Origin of the sequence: Pseudomonas azotoformans, from assembly GCF_001579805.1 — a bacterium.
Lineage (GTDB): Bacteria > Pseudomonadota > Gammaproteobacteria > Pseudomonadales > Pseudomonadaceae > Aquipseudomonas > Aquipseudomonas azotoformans_A.
The window spans coordinates 4,074,044-4,093,885 of record NZ_CP014546.1 but is presented as its reverse complement, the minus strand read 5'-3'; the positions used below and the strand labels follow the sequence as shown (position 1 = coordinate 4,093,885).

Here is a 19,842-nt window from a genome sequence, read left to right as displayed (position 1 = left end):
CCTGATCAGGCCGATACGCGCCCTTTGTCGAGGATAAAATCGATGTTATCCATATCGAAGCGCTTGTCCTCGTAGCCTGGCCCGCCTTGGTTGTTGGTACCGATATCCAGCTCCCGCAAAAGCCCGGGACGGTTGAGAAGCTCAGCGGCAACGTGTCGTGCTTCGGGGCTGAACGTACGATTTGATGGCGTCTGACCAGCCGCTTCCTTCAACTCATTGACGTTGATGTATTGATCGTCTGCGCCAGCGGTAAATTGCCTGAAGTTATCTTTCACGCCTTGAATCAAGTCGTGGTTACTCATGTTTTTGTACTTGTCCGAGGAATAGGCCAGGTTTTCCCTGGAGAAGGCACCGTCGAACACGCCCATGCTGCTCTGGTCGAGTTCCTTGAACACATCACCCCGCTCAAGCAGCTCATTCGCCAGATCTTTTTCGGCTTGGGTGACAGGCTGGCCATCCAGTTTGTAGCCACTGGCCACTGCATTCAGGGATTTGTCGGTGATCAACCCAGGGGAACTCGGGTCTTCAAATGAACTGAAACGGGCCTGTATCTTGTTGAGAAGCTGCTCCTTGCTGTCGTTCGCGTAAGGACGCTGGCCCGACGCAGACAGGGATGGCTGTTGCCAATCGGCCTGAGGTGAGTAATGGCTTTCCAGGCGCTGGCGCTGCATGCCGCCGCTGTACCGGCCTGGAAACTCACGCATGGGAGGTGCTTCTTGCTGCTCACTTTGATCAATGGTGCGCTCCACATCGTCCATGCTGATCAACCCATCTGTAGAACCTGCGTGGCCGATTGAATCCAGCATCGTGTTCAATTCGGGACGTTGGAGAATCTCCCTTGCCAAAAACGTCATCCGATCATTGAACGGATTACCGGTCAGCGGGCGATTGGCGACCTGCTGGAGGGTTTGCTGCGTCACAAACCCACTGTCAGCACTCTGGAAGTAATCGAAATTTTTCGCGAAATCTCGCGCAACCTCCGAGTTGGTTACGCGCCAGCCAGCGTTGGCAGAGGGCGCTCGGGGCTGCTCGCAAGGAGGACTGAACTCACCGCAAAAAGGGCTTTCCTGACGAAAGTTTATATAAGACATAGCAAAGGCCTCAGAGACTGAAATCGATAACTGCCCACCCGAATCGGCTGTGCGGCGGATCAACGTTCCATCTGTGGCCATGAGCAGAAAAACGGTTCCTGCGCGTATTAACGACGGCCATTCACCCGCAGTTGGCCGCCCTCTGAACTACCCACCAAAGGTCTGCGAAGGCCGGCGCAACGTCGGATCAAACGGATTGATCCTTGGACCAATCGCCGCCGCTTCGCGCTTGAGCAACTCCACCACCATCGGCAACCGGCTCGGCCCCAGCCGATCACTGATGGTCGCCACGCTCAACGCCGCCACCGCATGCCCGTCGCGATTGAGGATCGGCACCGCCAACCCCGCCATGCCTTCCAGCACCCCGGTATTACGCGCCGCGTAGCCCAGATTGCGCACGTTCTCCACTTCCGAGCGCAACAGCACTTCGTCATACAGGTGGAAGTCCTTGAGCCGTGGCAGGTTGTAGCGGATCACCGTCTCGCGCTCCTCCTCTGGCAAGAACGCCAGGATGGCCAGGCTGCCCTGCCCTACGCCCAACGCCACGCGCCCTCCGATGTCCCCGGTGAAGGTGCGGATAGGGTACGGGCCTTCGCTGCGGTCCAGGCAGATTGCGTCGAAGCCTGAGCGTGCGAGCAGGAACAGCGAATCGCCCAAGGAAGCACTCAGGCGCAGCATGCTTGGCCGCACCAGGTCACGCAGGTTGCCGGTCTTGCCCGCATTCGCCGCCAGGGCAAAGAACTCCAGGCTCAGGCGATAGCGCTTGCTGCGCGCGTCCTGCTCGACCATGCCTTCGTCCATCAGGCTGCGCAGCAAGCGGTGGGTGGTCGGCTGGGACAGGCCCACCTGTTGCGCGAGCTGAGTGACGCGTTCGCCACCCTCCGGCACGTCGCCGAGGGTACGCAGCAGCGCGAACAGCCGAGACACCCCACCGGAGCCTACTTCTTTGGCGCTTTCATTTCGTTCAGTGGAATCCATAACAACCTATCTCTCAGTAAATTCCGGTGAGTGAATAAATATGAAAATAGTAGTCCGTTCAGTGAAATTCCATCTTCCGCCCATCCTAGTCTTCGTCCTAATCTGCGTCCACAGGGGCGAAATGAACAACTAACGGCAGCCGACTCAAGATCGAGCGCCAACGCACCGGCAACACTTCATTCGCATCTGCCCAAAACAAAAAAGCGCGTTTCGACGCGACTCAAAAAAGGTGGAACGCAGACATGGCATTTCTCCAACTCAACGCCTTGAGCAAACGCTACGGCGCCGTCGATGCGGTGGTCGCCACCGACCTTGCGGTGGAAAAAGGCGAGTTCGTTTCCCTGCTCGGCCCCTCGGGCTGCGGCAAGACCACCACCCTGCAAATGATCGCCGGCTTTGTTGACGTCAGCGGCGGGCAGATCCTGCTCGACGGCCGCGACATCACCCATGCCAAGCCCGCCAGCCGTGGCCTGGGCGTGGTGTTCCAGAGCTACGCGCTGTTCCCGCACATGACCGTGCGCGACAACGTTGCCTTCGGCCTGAAGATGCGCAAAGTGCCGGCGGCGCAGATCGCCAGCAAGGTCAAGACCGTATTGGAACTGGTGCGTCTGGCGCCCCACGCTGACCGTTACCCACGCGAGTTGTCCGGCGGCCAACGCCAACGTGTGGCCCTGGCCCGTGCCCTGGTGATCGAGCCGCCGGTGTTGCTGCTGGATGAACCGCTGTCCAACCTCGACGCCAACCTGCGCGAAGAAATGCAGTTCGAAATCCGCCGCATCCAGTGCGCCGTGGGCATCACCACCTTGATGGTCACCCACGACCAGGCTGAGGCGCTGTCCATCAGCGACCGCGTGGTGGTGATGCAGGCCGGGCGTGTGACCCAGATCGACGCGCCGTACAAGCTCTACGAACACCCGCGCACGCGCTTCATCTCGGACTTCGTCGGCAAGGCCAACCTGTTGCCGGGCGACTACGATCAGTTGGGCACTCCACAGGTCCGCCACGAAAGCGGTAACGGCGAACTGACCCTGAGCCTGCGCCCGGAAAAGATCCAACTGGTGGACGCCGGCACCGGGCCGACTGCAAGGCAAGGTGCTCGACAGCTACTTTTTCGGCAGCCAATGGCTGTATCGCATCCACACCCAGCTTGGCGAAATCACCGTAGTGCGCAGCAACGACGGCAGCGCGCCCCTCGGTTGCGGAGCAGCGGTGGGCCTGGACTGGCAAGCCAGCCTGCTGCGCGTATTGGCGGCGGATGAGGTGCGCGCATGAGCCGCGGCTATCTGTTGTCATTGCCCGCCCTGGTGCTGTTTGTCGGGCTGCTGATCCTGCCGTTGGGCCTGACGCTGGTGTTGTCGTTCAACGTGTTCGATTACCAGGTGGGCGTGAAGGGCGATGAGTGGACCCTGGCGCATTACCTGTCGCTGTTCAGCGATTCATACTTTTACGAAATCTTCTGGCGCACTTTCTGGATCAGCGCCTTGGTCACCCTGCTCTGCGTGGTGATCGGCGTACCTGAGGCTTACATCCTCAGCCGCATGGGCACCCCGTGGCGCTCGATCTTCCTGATCCTGATCCTCACGCCGCTGCTGATCTCGGTGGTGGTGCGCGCCTTTGGCTGGAGCCTGCTGCTCGGCGCGGACGGGCTGGTGAACCAAGTCATTCAATTCCTCGGTGGGCGCCCGGTGAAGCTGTTGTACACGCCGTTCGCGGTGATCATCGCCCTGGTGCACGTGATGCTGCCGTTCATGATCATCCCGGTGTGGACCTCCCTGCAGAAACTCGACCCGTCGGCAGAACAAGCGGCGTTGTCCCTCGGCGCCAGCCAGACCACGGTGATGCGCAAGATCGTATTGCCCCAAGTGATGCCCGGCGTGCTGTCCGGCACGCTGATCGTGTTCGGCCTGGCGGCCAGCTCCTTTGCGATTCCCGGCCTGCTCGGCGGGCGCCGACTGAAAATGGTCGCCACCGTGGTGTACGACCAGTACCTCTCGGAACTCAACTGGCCCATGGGCGCGACCATCGCGGTGGTGCTGCTGTTGGTCAATCTGCTGATCATGCTGAGCTGGAACCGCATGGTCGAAGGCCGCTACAAAAAGTCCCTGGGGGTTTAAGCGCATGTCCAGAAACGGTCCTTTGGCCCTGGGTTTCCACACCCTGGTGGTGCTGTTCATGATGGCGCCGCTGGTGGTGGTGTGCCTGGTGGCCTTCACCCCGGAAAACACCTTGAGCCTGCCCACCTCGGGCTTCTCGCTGCGCTGGTTCCGTGCGGTGTTCGAGCGCGCGGATTTTATCCAGGCGTTCTACAACAGCCTGATTTTGGCATTTACCGCCGCGAGCCTGGCGACCTTGATTGCGGTGCCGGCCGCCTTGGCGATCAGTCGCTATCAGTTTCCTGGGCGTAATTTTTTCAGTGCGTTGTTCTTGTCACCGATCATCATTCCGCACCTGGTGCTTGGCGTGGCGATGCTGCGCCTGTTCGCACTGATGGGCGTGAACGGCAGCTTCACCTGGCTGATGCTCGCGCACGTGGTGATCATCACGCCGTATGTGCTGCGCCTGGTGTTGGCCGCCGCCATCGGCATTGATCGCAGCGCCGAGCAGGCCGCGGAGTCCTTGGGCGCAAGCCGCTTTACGTTGTTTCGCCAGATCACCCTGCCAATGATCCTGCCCGGTGTAGCGGGTGGCTGGTTGCTGGCGTTCATCAACAGTTTCGATGAGGTGACGTTGTCGATCTTCGTCAGCTCGCCGGCGACCCAGACCCTGCCGGTGCGCATGTATGTGTATGCCACCGAGTCCATCGACCCGATGATGGCGGCGGTGTCGGCACTGGTGATTGCACTCACGGCCGCCACCATGATTTTGCTGGACCGGGTCTATGGCCTGGACCGCGTGCTGGTGGGGAAACACTGATGGCTCTGTTCAAACGCCTGGCCGAAACCCAACGCCCTGCCCTCGCCTTCACGCTTGACGGGCAACCCGCCAGCGGTTTGCTCGGTGACACCCTGCTGACCGCCGTGTTGACCTGCGCCGAACACCTGCGTGGCAGTGATTTCAGCGCCGAACCACGGGCCGGTTTCTGCCTGATGGGCGCGTGCCAGGATTGCTGGGTGCGACTTGAAGACGGGCGCCGCGTACGCGCCTGTTCGACGCTATTGGAAGAAGGCCAGGCCATCCGCCGCGAACCGGGGCGCCAGTCATGAAGCCTGTGGTGATTGTGGGCGCAGGCCCGGCCGGGATCAACGCGGCGCGCACATTGCTCGACCATGGCATCAGACCTTGCCTGGTGGATGAAAGCCTGCGCGGTGGCGGGCAGATTTATCGGCGTCAGCCACAGGGATTTCAACGCACCGCCAAGCAGCTTTACGGATTTGAAGCACGCAAGGCCGAGGCCGTGCACCGCACAATGGATGAGCTGGCACCGCTGATCGACTACCGCCCGGAAACCCTGGTGTGGAATGCCGAGGACGGGCGCCTGGATATGCTCAACAACGGCCGCGCAGAAAGCCTCGAGTACGCGCAACTCATCGTTGCCACGGGCGCCACTGACCGCATCCTGCCCGTGCCGGGTTGGACCCTACCGGGCGTGTACAGCCTGGGCGCGGCGCAAATCGCGCTGAAGTACCAAGGCTGCGCCATCGGCGAGCGTGTGGCGTTTTGTGGCAGCGGGCCGTTGCTGTATCTGGTGGCTTACCAGTACGCCAAGGCCGGCGCCAAAGTGGTGGCAGTGCTCGACAGCGCGCCGTTCAGTGCCCAATGCCGTGCATTGCCAGCGCTGCTCGGGCAACCGGCGACCTTGGCCAAAGGCGTGTACTACCGCGCCTGGTTGACGGCCCATGGGATTCCCGTGCACCAGGGCGCCACGCTTGAAAAGATCAACGGCGCGCAACGGGTCAGCGGTATTCAATGGGCTGATCAGACCTTGGAATGCGACGCCGTGGCCTTCGCCCATGCCCTGCGCAGCGAGACGCAACTGGCGGATTTGCTTGGCTGTGAGTTCGCCTGGAATGCCTTGAACCGCGCGTGGCTGCCACAACGGGATAGCGCCGGACGCAGCAGCGTCAGCGGCGTGTACCTGGCGGGCGATGGGGCCGGAATCATGGGTGCCGACGCAGCACAAATGGCCGGTGAACGTGCAGCGCTGGCGGTGCTGGAGGACTCGGGTGTTGCAATCGATCAGCGCCGCCCTGCTGTGCTGGAGCAACAATTGGCGACCATCCAACGCTTTCGTCATGGTTTGGAAACTGCGTTCCCGTTCCCAGAGAAGTGGGCGGCCGAAGCCGCCGATGCGTTGATCCTCTGCCGCTGCGAAGAAGTCAGCGTCGGCGACGTACGCGCGGTGGTGGATGAAGGCCACTGGGAGATCAATCGCGTCAAGGCCCACTGTCGCGTCGGCATGGGCCGCTGCCAAGGCCGGATGTGCGGGTTGGCGGCAGCGGAAATTGTCGCGGAGCGCAGTGGCCGGGCCATCGAAAACGTCGGCCGCTTGCGGGGCCAGGCACCGATCAAGCCGCTGCCGTTTGGCGTGGAGGTGCAGCCGTGATCGACGTCATTGTATTGGGCGGCGGGATCGTCGGCGCGTCGGCCGCACTGATGCTGGCGCAGAAAGGTCAGCGGGTGGCGCTGGTGGAACGGGACTTTTGCGGATCCCATTCCAGTGGCGTCAACTACGGCGGCGTGCGGCGCCAAGGCCGGCCATTGCACCAATTACCGCTGTCGCAGCGTGCCCACCAGCTGTGGGCAGACTTGCCGGGATTGATCGGTATCGACGGCGAGTACTTGCGTTCCGGTCATTTGAAGCTGGCGCGCAGTCATGCTGATTTCGCCGCGTTGCAGGCGTATGCCGAGCAGACACGGGGATTTGGCCTGGGTTTGCAGTTGCTGGATTACGCCGAGCTGCGCGCACGATTTCCCTGGGTCGGCGATATCGCCGTCGGTGCCTCGTTGTGTCCGGAAGACGGCCACGCCAACCCTCGCCTGGTGTCGCCCGCCTTTGCCCGCGCGGCTAAACGACACGGCGCGCAGGTTTATGAACAGTCGCCCGTCACACGTATCGAGCATGACGGCCAGCACTTCCAGGTGCACTGCGCCAACAGTCTGCATCTTCAAGCGCCGTGGCTGCTCAATTGCGCCGGGGCGTGGGCCGGGGCGGTGGCCGAACAGTTTGGCGAAGCGGTGCCGATGACCTCGGCACACCCGGCGATGCTGGTCACTGAGCCCTTGCCGATGGTGATGGACGTGAGCACCGGCGTTGAAGGCGGCGGGATCTATGCGCGACAGGTCGCCCGGGGCAATTGCATCCTCGGCGGTGGTCGCGGCTTTGCCCTAGGTCCGCAACAAGCACGACCAGGGCAAGCCGCGGTGCTGGAGATCCTGCGCAATGCCGGTGAGCTGTACCCGTTTCTCAAGGGTGCCCAGGCCATCCGCACCTGGAGTGGCACCGAAGGTTATCTACCCGATCACGAACCGGTAATCGGCCCCAGCAGCACCCAACCCGGCTTGCTCCACGGTTTCGGCTTTGCCGGTGCCGGGTTCCAGCTTGGTCCCGCCGTCGGTGAAGCCCTGGCAGAGATCGTCTGCACCGGTGCCAGCCGCCAACCTATCGAAGCGTTTTCCATCCGTCGTTTCCAAGCCTGAGAGGAAAAACATCCATGAACCCACGTATTGCGCTGTCCTGCTTGTCCCTCGCTCTACTCGCCTCAACGGTGCACGCCGCGCCCACGCTGTACCTGGGCATGAACGGCGGCACCATGGAACGGGTGTACGCCGACAAGGTGCTGCCCGCGTTCGAAAAGGCCAATAACGTCAAGGTGGTGATCGTGCCCGGTACCTCGTCGGACATCCTCGCCAAGGTCCAGGCCAACAAAGACAACCCGCAGATGCACGTGATGTTCCTCGACGACGGCATCATGTACCGCGCGATTTCCATGGGTTTGTGCGACAAGCTGGCGCCCAGCCCGACCCTGGAGCAGATCCCCGCCAAGGCGAAGATCAAGGAACACGCCGTGGCCGTGACCCTCGGCGTTACCGGCCTGGGCTACAACGCCAAGATGTTCAAGGAAAAAGGCTGGGCCGCACCCACCTCGTGGATGGACCTGGCCGACCCGCGCTTCAAGGACAAAGTGGTGTTCCAGTCCCTGGCCTCCTCCACCTTCGGCCTGCATGGCTTCCTGATGTTCAACCGCCTCCAGGGCGGTGACGAAACCAACGTCGACCCCGGCTTCAAGGCCTGGCCAAAAACCGTCGGCCCCAACGTACTGGAATACATCGCCAGCTCCGCGAAGATCTCCGAAATGGTGCAGACCGATGAAGCCGCGATCTTCCCGCTCACCCCGACCCAGGTCGCCACCCAGAAACTGCTCGGCGTGCCCATGGAATATGCGCAACCCAAGGAAGGCGCGGTGGTGCTGAACGTGGCCGAATGCGTGATCGCGCGCAACGACCAGCCGGAACTGGCGCAGAAACTCGCCGCGTTTTTGCTGACCGCCCAAGCCCAGGCCCCGGCGTTGGAAGAAGGCGACCAGATCCCGTCTAACCCGACCACGCCGACCACCGACAAGACCCGTGCCCGAGTAGAAGCGATGCAAAGTTACTTGCAGACGGCGATTTCGATTGATTGGGACCAGGTCAACCAGGCGCGGCCGGAGTGGAATGCGCGGTGGAGTCGGTCGATCGAGCGGTAGAACTTCATAATCCTTCCCGGCGCCGAACGCGTTGACGCTGGGTACGGATTATCTTCGCGATTCGCTGGCGCTTTTGACGGAGTTTTACCCATTCAGCGCGGGCCTCTCGATAGCGTTTACTATTGATCAGCAGCAGAGCCAGCAGCGGGAACAATAGGCCCAGGACATAGAACACCTTGTGAGGGCGGTGTTCGATGGTCGGTAAAACACCCAACAGGCTAAACACCATCAGAACGACCGGGATCCATAGCCAGCTTGGGTAGCCACGCACGATCATGAAGTTGCAATGGCCAAGGAGACAGGCTGATCCGAGAGTAGATAAGAAGGAGTATTTCAGATTCAAGTCAGCAGGTAACGCATCGAAGTAACTGTCAAACATCATCGGAACACCAATCGCCAGCGCGAATATTTGAAACAAGTTTGCCGCAGCGAATACCGGAAAATAGCGCAGCAGGAAATGCCGAAGCTGCTCAAGGGTCATCAGAAGAATCATTCGTCAAATTCCTCGTACAGACCTACTGCGATTGTTCTCAGATTTCCAGACATTGCACTGCCTGCCACCGCACCTCCGACCGCGACGGTATCCTTGAGCTGAGCGAGCGTCGCATGTCGAAGCTGGGCCTGGGTATATCGCTTGGGAAAGTCACCAGAAAGCTGTTTCAGCTTAATAAGCTTGGCGCTCAAATGCGGGTGGTTGATGCTGAGCAATTCCTTCGTCAATTTTGCACGTTCCTGGCGATTCATCCTTCTGAGGACATCACGCCACGACCTCCCGGTCGAGGCTTTGGTTGCGCTTGCTAGCTTGACCGTGGTCAGGAACGAAGTACTTGCTCCTATCAACGACACAGCATCCAGAATGGCCGTCGTGTGTTGATACCAAGGTTCGCTATCGAGCCAATCAATATGGGCAGGCTCCCTGGCTTCTTTGTAGACACGGTATAAACCGTTTGCACACTGCCCAAAACTGGCAACAAATGCAGCTCTCCCAATCACGGCCAGTGCACCACTCAGGCCTGCGGTGAACGGCGAAAGCGCGGACCCGCCAGCGATCACCAACCAACTCAATAATGCAGTCCCACAGGCCACTCCCATTCCGATCGATTCAAACACTACCTCCGACTCTCTTGGCTCGTACTCCAACCTGCGCACAAAATCCAACCTCGCCAACGAGCCAGGCATCTCCCGCAAAACCACCCGTTTGGGGAACACGCTGCAAATCGGCTGAAACTCACGCAACGTCACGGGCCACAGCTGTGAATCGAGATACACCACCCCTGCCCCGACAATGGCCGGATCGGCGTCGATAGCCGCAAACAACCGGCGCAGATCAATACTGTTTTCCACTCGCTCACGCGTTGTGAGGTGGGCATTAGGGAAACCGTCCTTCAAGACACTGCTAGCCATTCCTTTACTCCTGAACGCACAAGAGCGCAGAGCGTAAAGAATCAATATCCGGCAAGAATGTCGGAAATATTCCTTTTTGCAGCCAGGCACTTCCCGTTCTCACCTTGGCGTCTTGAGGTCAATCGTCGAAATGGGAAAAGTACGCCCCGCGCCACTCTCGGCTGATGACAAGACAAGGAACGAACATGGCAACCGATATGTTTTTGAAACTGGGAGACATCAAGGGCGAGTCCAGGGACCAGGCCCATCGCGATGAAATCGATATTTCCCGCTGGGGCTGGAGGATGACTCAATCGGGCTCGATGCACAGTGGCACGGGCGGTGGTGCCGGCAAGGTTGATATGGCCAACATCGCGATTGAAAAGTCGCTGGATAAATCCTCGCCCAACCTCATGATGGCGTGCGCAACCGGCAAGCATTACCCCGAGGCTCGAATCGTGGTGCGCAAGGCTGGGGGCGATAGCAGCGTGGAGTACCTGGTGATCATCCTGAAGGAAGTGATGGTCGCCTCCTACGACAGCCGCGCGGCGACAACCAGTGACGTGCTGACCGAGGAAATCAGCCTTAACTTCGCCAGGGTGGAAATCAGCTACCAGCCACAGAAAGCCGATGGCGGCAAAGATGGCGGGCCGATTCGGTTCGGCTGGAACATCCGCGAAAACATCAAAATCTGATCGTCGGCTCAAACCGGAATGATAGGCAGCGCACGCTTGTGCGCTGTCTTGCCGTACGCGCCCTCGACAATCGCCCTCACCCGCTCACTCACCGGCTCGCCCATCAGGTACGCGTCGATCTCTGCGTAAGTGCAGCCGTAGGCCTGTTCATCCAGCTTGCCCGGCACAAGCTCTTCCAGGTCCGCAGTCGGGTGTTTGTGCACCAGGTTGTTCGGGGCGCCAAGGGCCGTGGCGAGCAAGCGCACCTGGGTTTTGGTCAGGCCCGACAGTGGCGCCAGGTCGCAGGCGCCGTCACCGAACTTGGTGAAAAACCCCATCAACGCTTCAGCGCCGTGGTCAGCGCCGACCACCAGGCCGTTGTGCAGGTTGGCCACCGCGTACTGGGCGATCATCCGTGTGCGCGCCTTGACGTTGCCCTTGATGAAATCGACATGGGCGGCGCTGGCTTCGGTGGCGGTCAGGCTGGCCATGAGGCCGTCGACGCTGGCGGCGATGTTGAGGGTGTCGATCTGGTCCGGGGTGATGAAGTCCAGGGAGGCCTGGGCGTCGCGTTCGTCGGCCTGGGTTTTGTAGGGCAGGCGCATGGCGATGAAGCGTGCGGCGTAGTCTTCGCCGCGCAGTTGCTCCACGGCCAACTGGCACAGACGGCCGGCGGTGAGTGAGTCAACACCCCCGCTGATGCCCAGTACCAACGCCTTGCCGCCGGAGCCGCGCAAGGTGGTCTTGATGAAGTCGATGCGCCGCTGGATCTCTTTGGCTTCGCCGCCTTTGACCAGTTGCCGATTGATGTTCAGTTCCTGTGCGATACGTGCTTGCATGTCACACCTCCACGCTGCCGACATTGAACACTTGTGCTGCGTACTGCAAAAACGAGGCGTCTTCGCAGACGTTCTTGATCGGATCATCCGAGAATTTCACCACCGGTTCGCCGTGCACCCGCACCAGTTTCATCACGATGCTCAGCGGCTCGACGCCCTCCACATCGCAGGCCAGGCTGGTGCCCATGCCGAAGCCGAACTTGGCCTTGCCGCGCACGTGCCGCAGGATCGGCAGGCATTTTTCGAAATTCAGGCCGTCGGAGAACATCAGGTCCTTGGTCATCGGGTCGATGCCCAGTTGCTGGTAGCGGTCCAGGACTTTGTCGGCCCAAGCGATGGGGTCGCCGGAGTCCTGGCGCAGGCCGTCATACAGCTTGGCGAAGTAAAGGTCGAAGTCCTTGAGGAAAAAATCGGTGCTGATGCAGTCAGTCAGGGCGATGCCGAGACGGCCACGGTATTCGCGCACCCAGTTTTCCAGGGCGGCGTTCTGGCTTTCGCGCAGGCGGCCCAGTTGCTGGTGCACCATCAGCCATTGGTGCGCCATGGTGCCGATCAGCGGCAGGTCGAATTCGTAGGCCAGGTGCGCATTGCTGGTGCCGACGAACTGTCCGGGAAAGTCGCGGCGCATGATGTCGACCACTTCGCGCTGGGCCTTGAACGACAGGCGGCGCCGGGTGGAAAAGTCAGACACTCGCAGGTCGGCGAGTTCTTCGCGGCTGAGATTTTTCTGTAGCCAGTCGAACTTCTGGTAGAGCTTGCGGGTGACGTCTTCCAAGGTCACGTCGGGGTATTTGTCGCGGTTGCGCAGCTCGCTGACCAGCGCCAGGACCGGTTGTTCGAACATGATGCAGTGCAGCATAGGACCGACCACGCGGATGTTCAGTTGGCCGTCGACTTCGCTGACGTGGATATAGCGCAGGTTGAAGCGGAACAAGCCGAGGAAGCGCTCGTAGTCCGGGGTGAGGTATTCGCGAAAGCGGGGGTTGAACAGAAAGCGCAGCTCACCTTCGCGCATACGCAGGCTGGCGAGTTGCTCCAACTCGGCACGGATTTCAGGAATCAGATGACCGAGCTTTTCCTTGGACCGCACAATGAAGTTGTACTCCACATCGACATTGGGGTACTGGTGCAACACGGCCTGCATCATGGTGAAGGTGTAGTAGTCGGTGTCGAGCAAACCCCGGATAACGGGCGTTTCGTAGTCGTAGGCACTTTCCATGGTGTGTCTCCTTAACGCGCGGCCATCGCGGCCAGTTCTTCGCGGGTGCTGCTGATGACAGCACCGGCCTTGAGCAACTCATTGACCGCCTGTACGCCGCCCTCCTGCGTAATGGCCCGGCACGCCGGCAAGTGCAAAACCACTTCCAGGCCAGCCTTGAGCAATTGCAACGCGGTGGTCTTGACGCAGTAGTCCAGCGCCAGGCCGCCGACGATTACGCGGCTCACGCCCTGGGCCTTCAAGTACTCGATCACGCCGGTAGACAGCTTGTCGTGCAGGTCGTGATAGCAGGCGCCGTAGGGGTGTAGGTCGGGTTCCACGCCTTTCCAGATGAAGTAGTCGTAGTCATAAGGCGTGGGCAATTCGTCCAGCAAGGTGAAGCCCTCGGTGCCCGGCACGCAATGGCTCACCCAGGTCACATCGGCGTGGGCCAGGCCGGTGGGTTGCAGCATCTCGCTGTGCTGCGACACCACCCAGGGCGCGTGCGGGGTGTGGGCGTCCTTGCTGCCGACGCGATGGCCGGCCAGGCTCGCCATGTAGTTGAGCTCGGCCCCGATCTGGTCGCCACCGGCCACAGGCAACTCACTGGGGCACAGCGGCGTGAAGCTCTTCTGGGCGTCGACGTCGAATGAAGCAATGGCGGATATCGAGAGGGTCATGATGGTTCTCCTGTGGCCTGGAAACAAAAGTACACGTCATGTACTTTCATTGCAAGAAACATTTGGTTATCTATCCTGGAGCAAGTACATGACATATCTGCTCGATTGGTTAGACTGTGCGTCATCCCTGTCTAGAAGGACGTCCACATGCCCCTGAGCCCCTACCTCCACACCGTCGACCTGTGCGTAGTGTTTTATTGCCGCGCCTCAGGGGAGCTGAAATTGCTGCTGAACAAACGCGACGCCGAGCCCTTCACCGGGCATTGGGCGCTGCCGGGCGTGGTGGTGAATGGCGGCGTGCAAGATCTGAGCCTCAAGGATGCGGTGGAGCGCTTGCGGGCGAGTGACAAGGTGGGCCTGGCGCTGGCGTGGAGCGAGCAAGTGGGCACGGTGGGGGATGCGTTTCGTGATCCGCGCTGTTGGTCGTCGTCCACTTACTACCTGGCGATCGTGGCGGATGAGGTAGAGCTGGGTGAGCATCAGGCCTGGTTTTCACTGGCGGGGGTCGCGGATGGCAGCATCAAGCTGCCGTTCGATCACAACAGCATCGTGGCCTCCGTGCAGGAGCGCTTGTTCTCCAAGTCGCTGTACAGCAGCTTGCCGCTGATGTTCCTGGGCAATGAGTTCAGCGCGCCGGAAGCGACCATGATCTTTTCCCTGGTGCTGGGGCGGCCGGTGTTGAAGACCAGTATTCGCCAGCGCTTGCTGAAGCTGACTGAGGCGGGGTTTCTGCGCGAGACCGGGCGCAAGAAGAATGGTGAAGGCGGCAGGCCCCAGGCGACGGTGACGGTTCTCAAACCTGGAGAAATCTACTTCTTCGACCGCAGTTTTGCCGAGTAACGCGTTTTAAAGAACACCGAAAATCACCTGTGGGAGCGAGCAAGCCCGCTCCCACATTTTGGATTGATGTACGGCTCTAGTTCATCCAGTTACCGCCGTCGACGTTGTAGGTCTGGGCCACCACGTAGTCTGAGTCCTTCGAGGCCAGGAAAACCGCCATGCCGGTCAAATCCTCCGCCGTGCCCATCCGCCCAAACGGCACCTCGTCCCCTACCCGCTTTTTCTTCTCGCCCGGTGCCAATCCTTCATGCTTGGCAAACAACGTATCCACACCATCCCAATGCTCGCCATCCACCACGCCCGGAGCAATGGCATTGACGTTGATCCCCTGCTTGATCAGGTTCAACCCCGCCGATTGCGTCAGGCTGATCACCGCCGCCTTGGTCGCGCAGTAGATCGCCACCAACGGCTCGCCACGGCGTCCGGCCTGGCTGGCCATATTGATGATCTTGCCGCCATGGCCCTGGCTGATCATCTGCCGCGCGGCGGCCTGCAAGGTGAACAGCGTGCCGGCGACGTTGATCGAGAACAGCCGTTCGTAGCTGTCGCGCGTGATGTCGACAATGGGCGCCAAGTCGAACAATGCAGCGTTGTTGATGAGAATATCCAGTTTGCCGGCGCGGCCGACCACTGTGGCAATCGCGCTGTCGATGGACGCCTGGTCGGTAACATCCATGGCGACGGCATAGGCCTGTGGGCCCAGCTCAGCAGCGGTGGCCTGGGCCTGTTGCAGGTTGATGTCGGCGATGGCCACCGTGGCGCCTTCGGCGATGTAGGCCTGGGCAAAGGCGCGGCCGATGCCACGCGCCGAACCGGTGATCAGTGCGCTCTTGCCTTCGAGTCGTTTCATGAAAAAGTCCTGTTGAAGTTATTTCGGGTAGCCGGCGCGTTTCATTTCGCGCTCGGTGGTGGACTGGGCTTCCAGCAAGGCCTGGTCAACCGACATGCCACCGGTCAGCGCCGCAGAGAACAGCTTGCCGACCGAGGTGCCGATGGCCTGGAACTCGGGAATGGTCACGTACTGAATGCCCACGTAAGGCACCGGCTTGGCCGAAGGGTGCGCGGGGTCGGCGTGCTTCATCATTTCCAGGGTTACCTGGGCAAACGGTGCGGCCTTCAAGTACGCCTCGCTGTAGGTGGATTGTCGGGTGCCCGGCGGTACGTTGGTGATGCCTTCTTTATCAGCGACCAACTGGATGTACTCCTTGGAAGTCGCCCAACTGATGAAGGCCTTGGCAGCGTCCTTGTGCTTGGACGTGGCCGGAATTGCCAGGGACCAGGCATACAGCCACGAAGAACCTTTATCGGTGACTTCGGTAGGCGCGGCAGCGAAACCGACGCTGTCGGCGACCTTGCTCTGGCTCTTGTCGGTGGTGAAGGAGCCGGCGACGCTGGCATCCACCCAGATCGCGCACTTGCCGCTGTTGAACAGCGCCAGGGTTTCGTTGAAACCATTGCTGGACACGCCCGGCGGGCCGTATTGCTTGAGGGTGTTGACGTAGAAGTTGGCGGCCGCCGTCCACTCGGGACTGGTCAGCTCGGGTTTCCACTGCTCGTCGAACCAGCGCGCGCCAAAGGCATTGGCCATGGTGCTCAGCAAGGCGATGTTCTCGCCCCAGCCGGCCTTGCCGCGCAGGCACATGCCATATTGGCCCTTGTCCTTGGCGGTGAGCTTGGCGGCGAACTCGCCGAGTTGGGTCCAGGTAGGATGCGCGGGCATGCTCAACCCGGCCTGCTTGAACAAGTCGGTGCGGTAGTAGGTGACGGTGCTTTCGCCGTAGAACGGCAAGGCGTACAGGGTGTTGTTGACCGACAGGCCCTGGCGCACCGAGGGGAAGATATCGTCGGCGTCATAATCGGCCGGCAGCTGGGTCAAGGGTTCCAGCCAGTGCTTGGCGCCCCAGAGTGGGGTTTCGTACGTGCCGATGGTCAGCACGTCGAACTGCCCGCCCTGGGTAGCGATGTCGGTGGTGAGGCGCTGGCGCAGCACGTTTTCTTCCAGCACCACCCAGTTGAGCTTGATGTCCGGATGCTGCGCTTCGAACACCTTGGACAGGCGCTGCATGCGGATCATGTCGCTGTTGTTGACCGTGGCGATGGTCACGGTGTCGGCGGCGTGGCTAGGCATGGCCAGCGCCAGGCCGGAAAGCAGGAACAACGCTTGCGGGAGCTTGGACATAGCGGTTTCTACCTGTTGTTTTTGTTGTTGAGGGCCGATTACAGCAGCTTGGCCAAGCCCCCACAAACGCCTGGAGGATGGGCGACTGGTACTTTTTTAACCGGAGCGTGAAAGTTAAAAAAGTATCAGTACCTGGCGAAACCAGGAGTAGCGCGCCCATGACTGAGGCGCGTATTTTGAAGCGATTCCAAGCATCATAAGAATCCCACCATGCCCATCAGCCGCGCCAAGCTGTTCGAGCACCGCCCCGCCGAACTCGAAGTGATCCTGCCCGAGCCGGACCATTGCTTCCGCTGGTTCGAACATGACTACCCCTACGACCTGGCGCGCTGGAACCACCATCCCGAATTTGAAATCCACCTGATCCGCCAAGGCAGCGGCAAACTGGTGGCGGGCGACTACATCGGTGCGTTCAGTGCCGGGCATGTGGCCCTGATCGGCCCCGACCTGCCCCACGACTGGATCGGTGAACTCGCCCCCGGCGAACACCTGAGCGGTCGCGACGTGGTGTTGCAATTCGACGGCGCCGCCCTCCTCACCCTGCGCAAGACCCTGCCGGAACTCGGTGACCTGCAACCGCTGTTCGAGCATGCCCGGCGCGGACTGGAATTCACCGGCGACGCCGCGTTGCAGGCTGCGCGCTTGATGGAAGCCATCGGCAGCGCCCACGGCCTGCAACGCCTGATCCTGTTCCTGCAATTGCTCGACACCCTGAAGAACGCCCCGACGCAACAGGTCAAGGCCCTCGCCAGCCCGTGTTATGCGCCGACGTTGGATGCACGCAGCGCCGAACGCATCAACAAGGCGTTCGATTATCTGATGCGCGAGCTGACCGGCGATGTGCGCTTGTCGGTGATTGCGCAACAACTGGAGATGAGCGAGCCGGGCTTCTCACGCTTCTTCAAGCGCAACACCGGCCACGGCTTTATCGACCTGATGCGCAAGTTCCGTGTGCAACGCGCCTGCCGACTGCTGTTGCAAAGCGACATGTCGGTGGCGGACATCTGCTTTGAAGTGGGCTACGCCAATCTGTCGAACTTCAATCGACACTTCCGTATCGAAATGCACCAGACGCCAAGCGACTATCGACGTGAAACCGCGATGCACCTGTTCAAGCACATTGAAAAAATGACACCCAGTCAATTCTGACCAAAAGGTCGACTAAATCCCGCTTTTTTCAATTTGATCAAACGATTGAGCAAACTTGGTACAGCATGTGCAAACGTTTGCGGTACGAACTTGCCAGCCAAGTTCACCCTTACCCGAAGAATCGGGTTCAAACCGCGTACGAATAGGGATTTTCAATGCACCCCACCTCAAGGCGTCCTGCCTCCTTTGGTGTTTCCTTGCTACTGGCCGCCGTTACGGGAGTACTCAGCGCCTCCATTTTGGCGCAGGAAAAACCCGTGGATGACTCAGCACAGGGCGAAACCCTCAGCCCTGAAGCCAGCCCGGCGAAAAAAGGCGTGTACCTGTCGGACTGGTTCAACCAGGACCTGACATTGATCGGCAGCAAAGACATCAGCTTCGGCCCCAAGCCACAGGATGATGTCTACCTGGAATACGAGTACTTCGGCCGTAAGGGGCCTTTTGAGCTGTACGGCTACATCGACGTGCCGAAGATCCTCACCATCGGTAACAGTAATGACAAAGGCGTGTGGGACCATGGCTCCCCGGTGTTCATGGAGCACGAGCCGCGTATCTCCATCGACTACCTGGCGGGCCGTAGCCTGGCCATCGGGCCGTTCAAGGAGTGGTACGTGGCGTTCGACTGGATCTACGACCATGGCAGCCGCAAGGAAAACCGCGCCAACACCCTGTACAGCGGCCTCGGCACAGACATCGACACCCATTCGCGGGTGAACCTGTCGGCCAACTTCTATGGGCGTTACCAGTGGGAAAACTACGGCGCCAGCAATGAATACTCATGGGACGGCTACCGCGCGCAGATGAAGTACATCGTGCCCATCGGCAAGTTCGATAACGGTGCTTCGCTGACCTACATCGGCTTCACCAACTACGATTTCGGCTCCGACCTGCACAAGGACAACCCGGCGCGCACCGCCAACTCGCTGGTCGCTACCAATGTGCTGCTGTACTCGTTCACCCACCTGCGTTTCACCCTGGTCGGCCGTTACTTCCATAACGGCGGCAACTGGGAAGACGGCAGTGAGTTGAATTTCGGCGAAGGCAACTTCCGCGCCCGTTCCGATGGCTGGGGTTACTACGCCGGCGTGGGCTACCAATTCTGATCAAGGAGCTTTAGATGAACGCGTTTACACGTCTATCAATGGCGGTCGGCCTGGCGCTGCTGCCCCACGTGGTGCTGGCCGATACCGCACCGATCAAACCCAAGGTGATGCTGATCACCATGTTCGCCCCTGAGGCGCAAACCTGGATCGATCGCCTGGAACTCAAGCAGGAAGTCCGCGTGCCAGGGCTGTCGGCCGAATACCCGGTGATCCGCTGCAACACCCAGGACGTGTGTCTGCTGGTCACCGGTATGGGCCAGACCAACGCCGCCGCGTCCACCCTGGCCTTGGCCTTGTCGCCCAAATTCGACCTGCGCCAGAGCTACTTCCTGATCGCCGGAATCGCTGGCATCAGCCCCAAGCACGGCACCATCGGCACCGCCGCCTGGGCGCATTACCTGGTGGAATTCGGCACCCAGTGGGAGTTGGATTCGCGGGACGCGCCCAAGGATTGGCCGACGGGTTATATCGGCATCAACACCAAAGGCCCCAACGAGAAACCACCGTTGGACTACAAGACCGAAGTGTTTGAGCTGAACCCCAAGTTGCAGGCCAAGGCGTTTGCCTTGTCACAAAAAGTGGAGCTGACGGAAAGCAAGGAGTCCGCCGCCTGGCGCAAACACTACCCCGCCGCCCCGGCCAACCAGCCGCCGCAAGTCACCCGCTGCGACACCCTGGCGGGCAACACCTGGTTTTCCGGTACACGCCTGAGCGAACGCGCCGAAGTCTGGACCAAGCTGTTGACCGACAACAAAGGCGAATACTGCACCACCCAACAGGAAGACAACTCCACCTACGAAGCCCTGCTGCGAGCCAGCCGCGAAGGCCTGGTGGATATCCAGCGCCTGGCGGTGGTACGTGCCGGTTCCGACTTCGACCGCCCGTACCCTGGCTACAGCGAAGTGGACAACCTGCTGAAGTACGCGGATCAGGGCGGTTTTGTGCCGGCGCTGGAGAACCTGTACCGCACGGGCAACCCGCTGGTACAGGCGATCCTCAAGAACTGGTCGGCCTGGGAGAAAGGTGTTCCGGAGGCCTGACCGCC

At 60.6% G+C, this 19,842-nt stretch carries 20 protein-coding genes and 1 pseudogene; 12 read left to right on the top strand and 9 right to left on the bottom strand.

Annotation, left to right across the window (positions count from 1 at the left end; translation table 11 throughout):
- Nucleotides 1-5: 5 nt before the first annotated feature.
- Together AYR47_RS32795 and AYR47_RS19140 are read right to left on the bottom strand one after the other, a co-directional pair.
- On the bottom strand, nucleotides 6-1,172 hold the full coding sequence (locus AYR47_RS32795; protein WP_208603906.1) for a hypothetical protein: 1,167 nt from the start codon (nucleotides 1,170-1,172) through the stop codon (nucleotides 6-8).
- A gap of 66 nt (nucleotides 1,173-1,238) precedes the next feature.
- Nucleotides 1,239-2,069 (bottom strand): IclR family transcriptional regulator, encoded by an 831-nt coding sequence (locus tag AYR47_RS19140; protein WP_061436335.1) that lies wholly within the window; start codon nucleotides 2,067-2,069, stop codon nucleotides 1,239-1,241.
- 242 nt (nucleotides 2,070-2,311) lie between these two features.
- Between AYR47_RS19140 and AYR47_RS19135 the strand changes: the two are divergent.
- The 7 genes and pseudogenes from AYR47_RS19135 to AYR47_RS19105 all read left to right on the top strand — a co-directional run bounded on the left by AYR47_RS19135 (nucleotide 2,312) and on the right by AYR47_RS19105 (nucleotide 8,752).
- Nucleotides 2,312-3,341, top strand: a pseudogene (locus tag AYR47_RS19135) (ABC transporter ATP-binding protein).
- Nucleotides 3,338-4,183 carry an ABC transporter permease gene (locus AYR47_RS19130; RefSeq protein ID WP_033897415.1) on the top strand — a complete coding sequence of 282 codons (846 nt, stop codon included), beginning with the start codon at nucleotides 3,338-3,340 and terminating at the stop codon, nucleotides 4,181-4,183. The pseudogene AYR47_RS19135 and the gene AYR47_RS19130 overlap by 4 nt, the downstream one beginning before the upstream one ends.
- A 4-nt stretch (nucleotides 4,184-4,187) precedes the next feature.
- Nucleotides 4,188-4,982, top strand: coding sequence for an ABC transporter permease (locus AYR47_RS19125; protein WP_028619822.1), 795 nt, complete (start codon nucleotides 4,188-4,190; stop codon nucleotides 4,980-4,982).
- Complete coding sequence (locus AYR47_RS19120; RefSeq protein ID WP_038846668.1) at nucleotides 4,982-5,272, top strand: (2Fe-2S)-binding protein; 291 nt, start codon at nucleotides 4,982-4,984, stop codon at nucleotides 5,270-5,272. Before AYR47_RS19125 ends, AYR47_RS19120 begins: the two co-directional genes overlap by 1 nt.
- On the top strand, nucleotides 5,269-6,612 hold the full coding sequence (locus AYR47_RS19115; RefSeq protein WP_061436333.1) for an FAD/NAD(P)-dependent oxidoreductase: 1,344 nt from the start codon (nucleotides 5,269-5,271) through the stop codon (nucleotides 6,610-6,612). The genes AYR47_RS19120 and AYR47_RS19115 overlap by 4 nt, the downstream gene beginning before the upstream one ends.
- 50 nt (nucleotides 6,613-6,662) lie before the next feature.
- Nucleotides 6,663-7,706, top strand: a complete 1,044-nt coding sequence (locus tag AYR47_RS19110) for an NAD(P)/FAD-dependent oxidoreductase (protein ID WP_237142567.1) — start codon at nucleotides 6,663-6,665, stop codon at nucleotides 7,704-7,706.
- Between the two features lie 14 nt (nucleotides 7,707-7,720).
- Entirely contained in the window at nucleotides 7,721-8,752 is a 1,032-nt protein-coding gene (locus AYR47_RS19105) for an ABC transporter substrate-binding protein (protein ID WP_061436331.1), read from the top strand.
- Nucleotides 8,753-8,756: 4 nt separating this feature from the next.
- Here AYR47_RS19105 and AYR47_RS19100 read toward each other — a convergent pair whose 3' ends face one another.
- Nucleotides 8,757-9,245 (bottom strand): hypothetical protein, encoded by a 489-nt coding sequence (locus AYR47_RS19100; protein ID WP_050572437.1) that lies wholly within the window; start codon nucleotides 9,243-9,245, stop codon nucleotides 8,757-8,759.
- Complete coding sequence (locus AYR47_RS19095; protein WP_061436330.1) at nucleotides 9,242-10,156, bottom strand: hypothetical protein; 915 nt, start codon at nucleotides 10,154-10,156, stop codon at nucleotides 9,242-9,244. The genes AYR47_RS19100 and AYR47_RS19095 overlap by 4 nt, the downstream gene beginning before the upstream one ends.
- A 185-nt stretch (nucleotides 10,157-10,341) precedes the next feature.
- On the opposite strand from AYR47_RS19095, the gene AYR47_RS19090 reads away from it, so the two are divergent.
- Nucleotides 10,342-10,830 carry an Hcp family type VI secretion system effector gene (locus tag AYR47_RS19090; protein WP_061436328.1) on the top strand — a complete coding sequence of 163 codons (489 nt, stop codon included), beginning with the start codon at nucleotides 10,342-10,344 and terminating at the stop codon, nucleotides 10,828-10,830.
- An 8-nt stretch (nucleotides 10,831-10,838) separates the two neighbouring features.
- Here AYR47_RS19090 and nadE read toward each other — a convergent pair whose 3' ends face one another.
- The 3 genes from nadE to AYR47_RS19075 are packed head-to-tail and all read right to left on the bottom strand — an operon-like array spanning nucleotide 10,839 to nucleotide 13,526.
- Nucleotides 10,839-11,648: an ammonia-dependent NAD(+) synthetase gene (gene nadE, locus AYR47_RS19085; protein WP_061436327.1), complete on the bottom strand. Its 810-nt coding sequence runs from the start codon at nucleotides 11,646-11,648 to the stop codon at nucleotides 10,839-10,841.
- Between the two features lies 1 nt (nucleotide 11,649).
- Complete coding sequence (gene pncB / locus AYR47_RS19080; RefSeq protein ID WP_061436326.1) at nucleotides 11,650-12,867, bottom strand: nicotinate phosphoribosyltransferase; 1,218 nt, start codon at nucleotides 12,865-12,867, stop codon at nucleotides 11,650-11,652.
- A gap of 11 nt (nucleotides 12,868-12,878) precedes the next feature.
- On the bottom strand, nucleotides 12,879-13,526 hold the full coding sequence (locus tag AYR47_RS19075) for a nicotinamidase (RefSeq protein WP_033901989.1): 648 nt from the start codon (nucleotides 13,524-13,526) through the stop codon (nucleotides 12,879-12,881).
- A 147-nt stretch (nucleotides 13,527-13,673) separates the two neighbouring features.
- Between AYR47_RS19075 and AYR47_RS19070 the strand changes: the two genes are divergently transcribed.
- Complete coding sequence (locus AYR47_RS19070) at nucleotides 13,674-14,366, top strand: NUDIX hydrolase (RefSeq protein ID WP_061436325.1); 693 nt, start codon at nucleotides 13,674-13,676, stop codon at nucleotides 14,364-14,366.
- 76 nt (nucleotides 14,367-14,442) lie between these two features.
- Here AYR47_RS19070 and AYR47_RS19065 read toward each other — a convergent pair whose 3' ends face one another.
- Together AYR47_RS19065 and AYR47_RS19060 are read right to left on the bottom strand one after the other, a co-directional pair.
- On the bottom strand, nucleotides 14,443-15,216 hold the full coding sequence (locus tag AYR47_RS19065) for an L-iditol 2-dehydrogenase (protein WP_061436324.1): 774 nt from the start codon (nucleotides 15,214-15,216) through the stop codon (nucleotides 14,443-14,445).
- An 18-nt stretch (nucleotides 15,217-15,234) separates the two neighbouring features.
- Nucleotides 15,235-16,494 carry an ABC transporter substrate-binding protein gene (locus tag AYR47_RS19060; RefSeq protein ID WP_420492068.1) on the bottom strand — a complete coding sequence of 420 codons (1,260 nt, stop codon included), beginning with the start codon at nucleotides 16,492-16,494 and terminating at the stop codon, nucleotides 15,235-15,237.
- A 261-nt stretch (nucleotides 16,495-16,755) separates the two neighbouring features.
- On the opposite strand from AYR47_RS19060, the gene AYR47_RS19055 reads away from it, so the two are divergent.
- From AYR47_RS19055 to AYR47_RS19045, 3 genes are all read left to right on the top strand, one after another.
- A complete protein-coding gene (locus AYR47_RS19055; RefSeq protein ID WP_061436321.1) occupies nucleotides 16,756-17,694 on the top strand; it encodes an AraC family transcriptional regulator in 939 nt (312 codons plus the stop codon).
- 155 nt (nucleotides 17,695-17,849) lie between these two features.
- Nucleotides 17,850-18,797: a nucleoside-specific channel-forming protein Tsx gene (locus tag AYR47_RS19050; protein WP_061436319.1), complete on the top strand. Its 948-nt coding sequence runs from the start codon at nucleotides 17,850-17,852 to the stop codon at nucleotides 18,795-18,797.
- A gap of 14 nt (nucleotides 18,798-18,811) precedes the next feature.
- Complete coding sequence (locus AYR47_RS19045; RefSeq protein WP_061436317.1) at nucleotides 18,812-19,837, top strand: purine-nucleoside phosphorylase; 1,026 nt, start codon at nucleotides 18,812-18,814, stop codon at nucleotides 19,835-19,837.
- The last annotated feature ends 5 nt before the right edge of the window (nucleotides 19,838-19,842 follow it).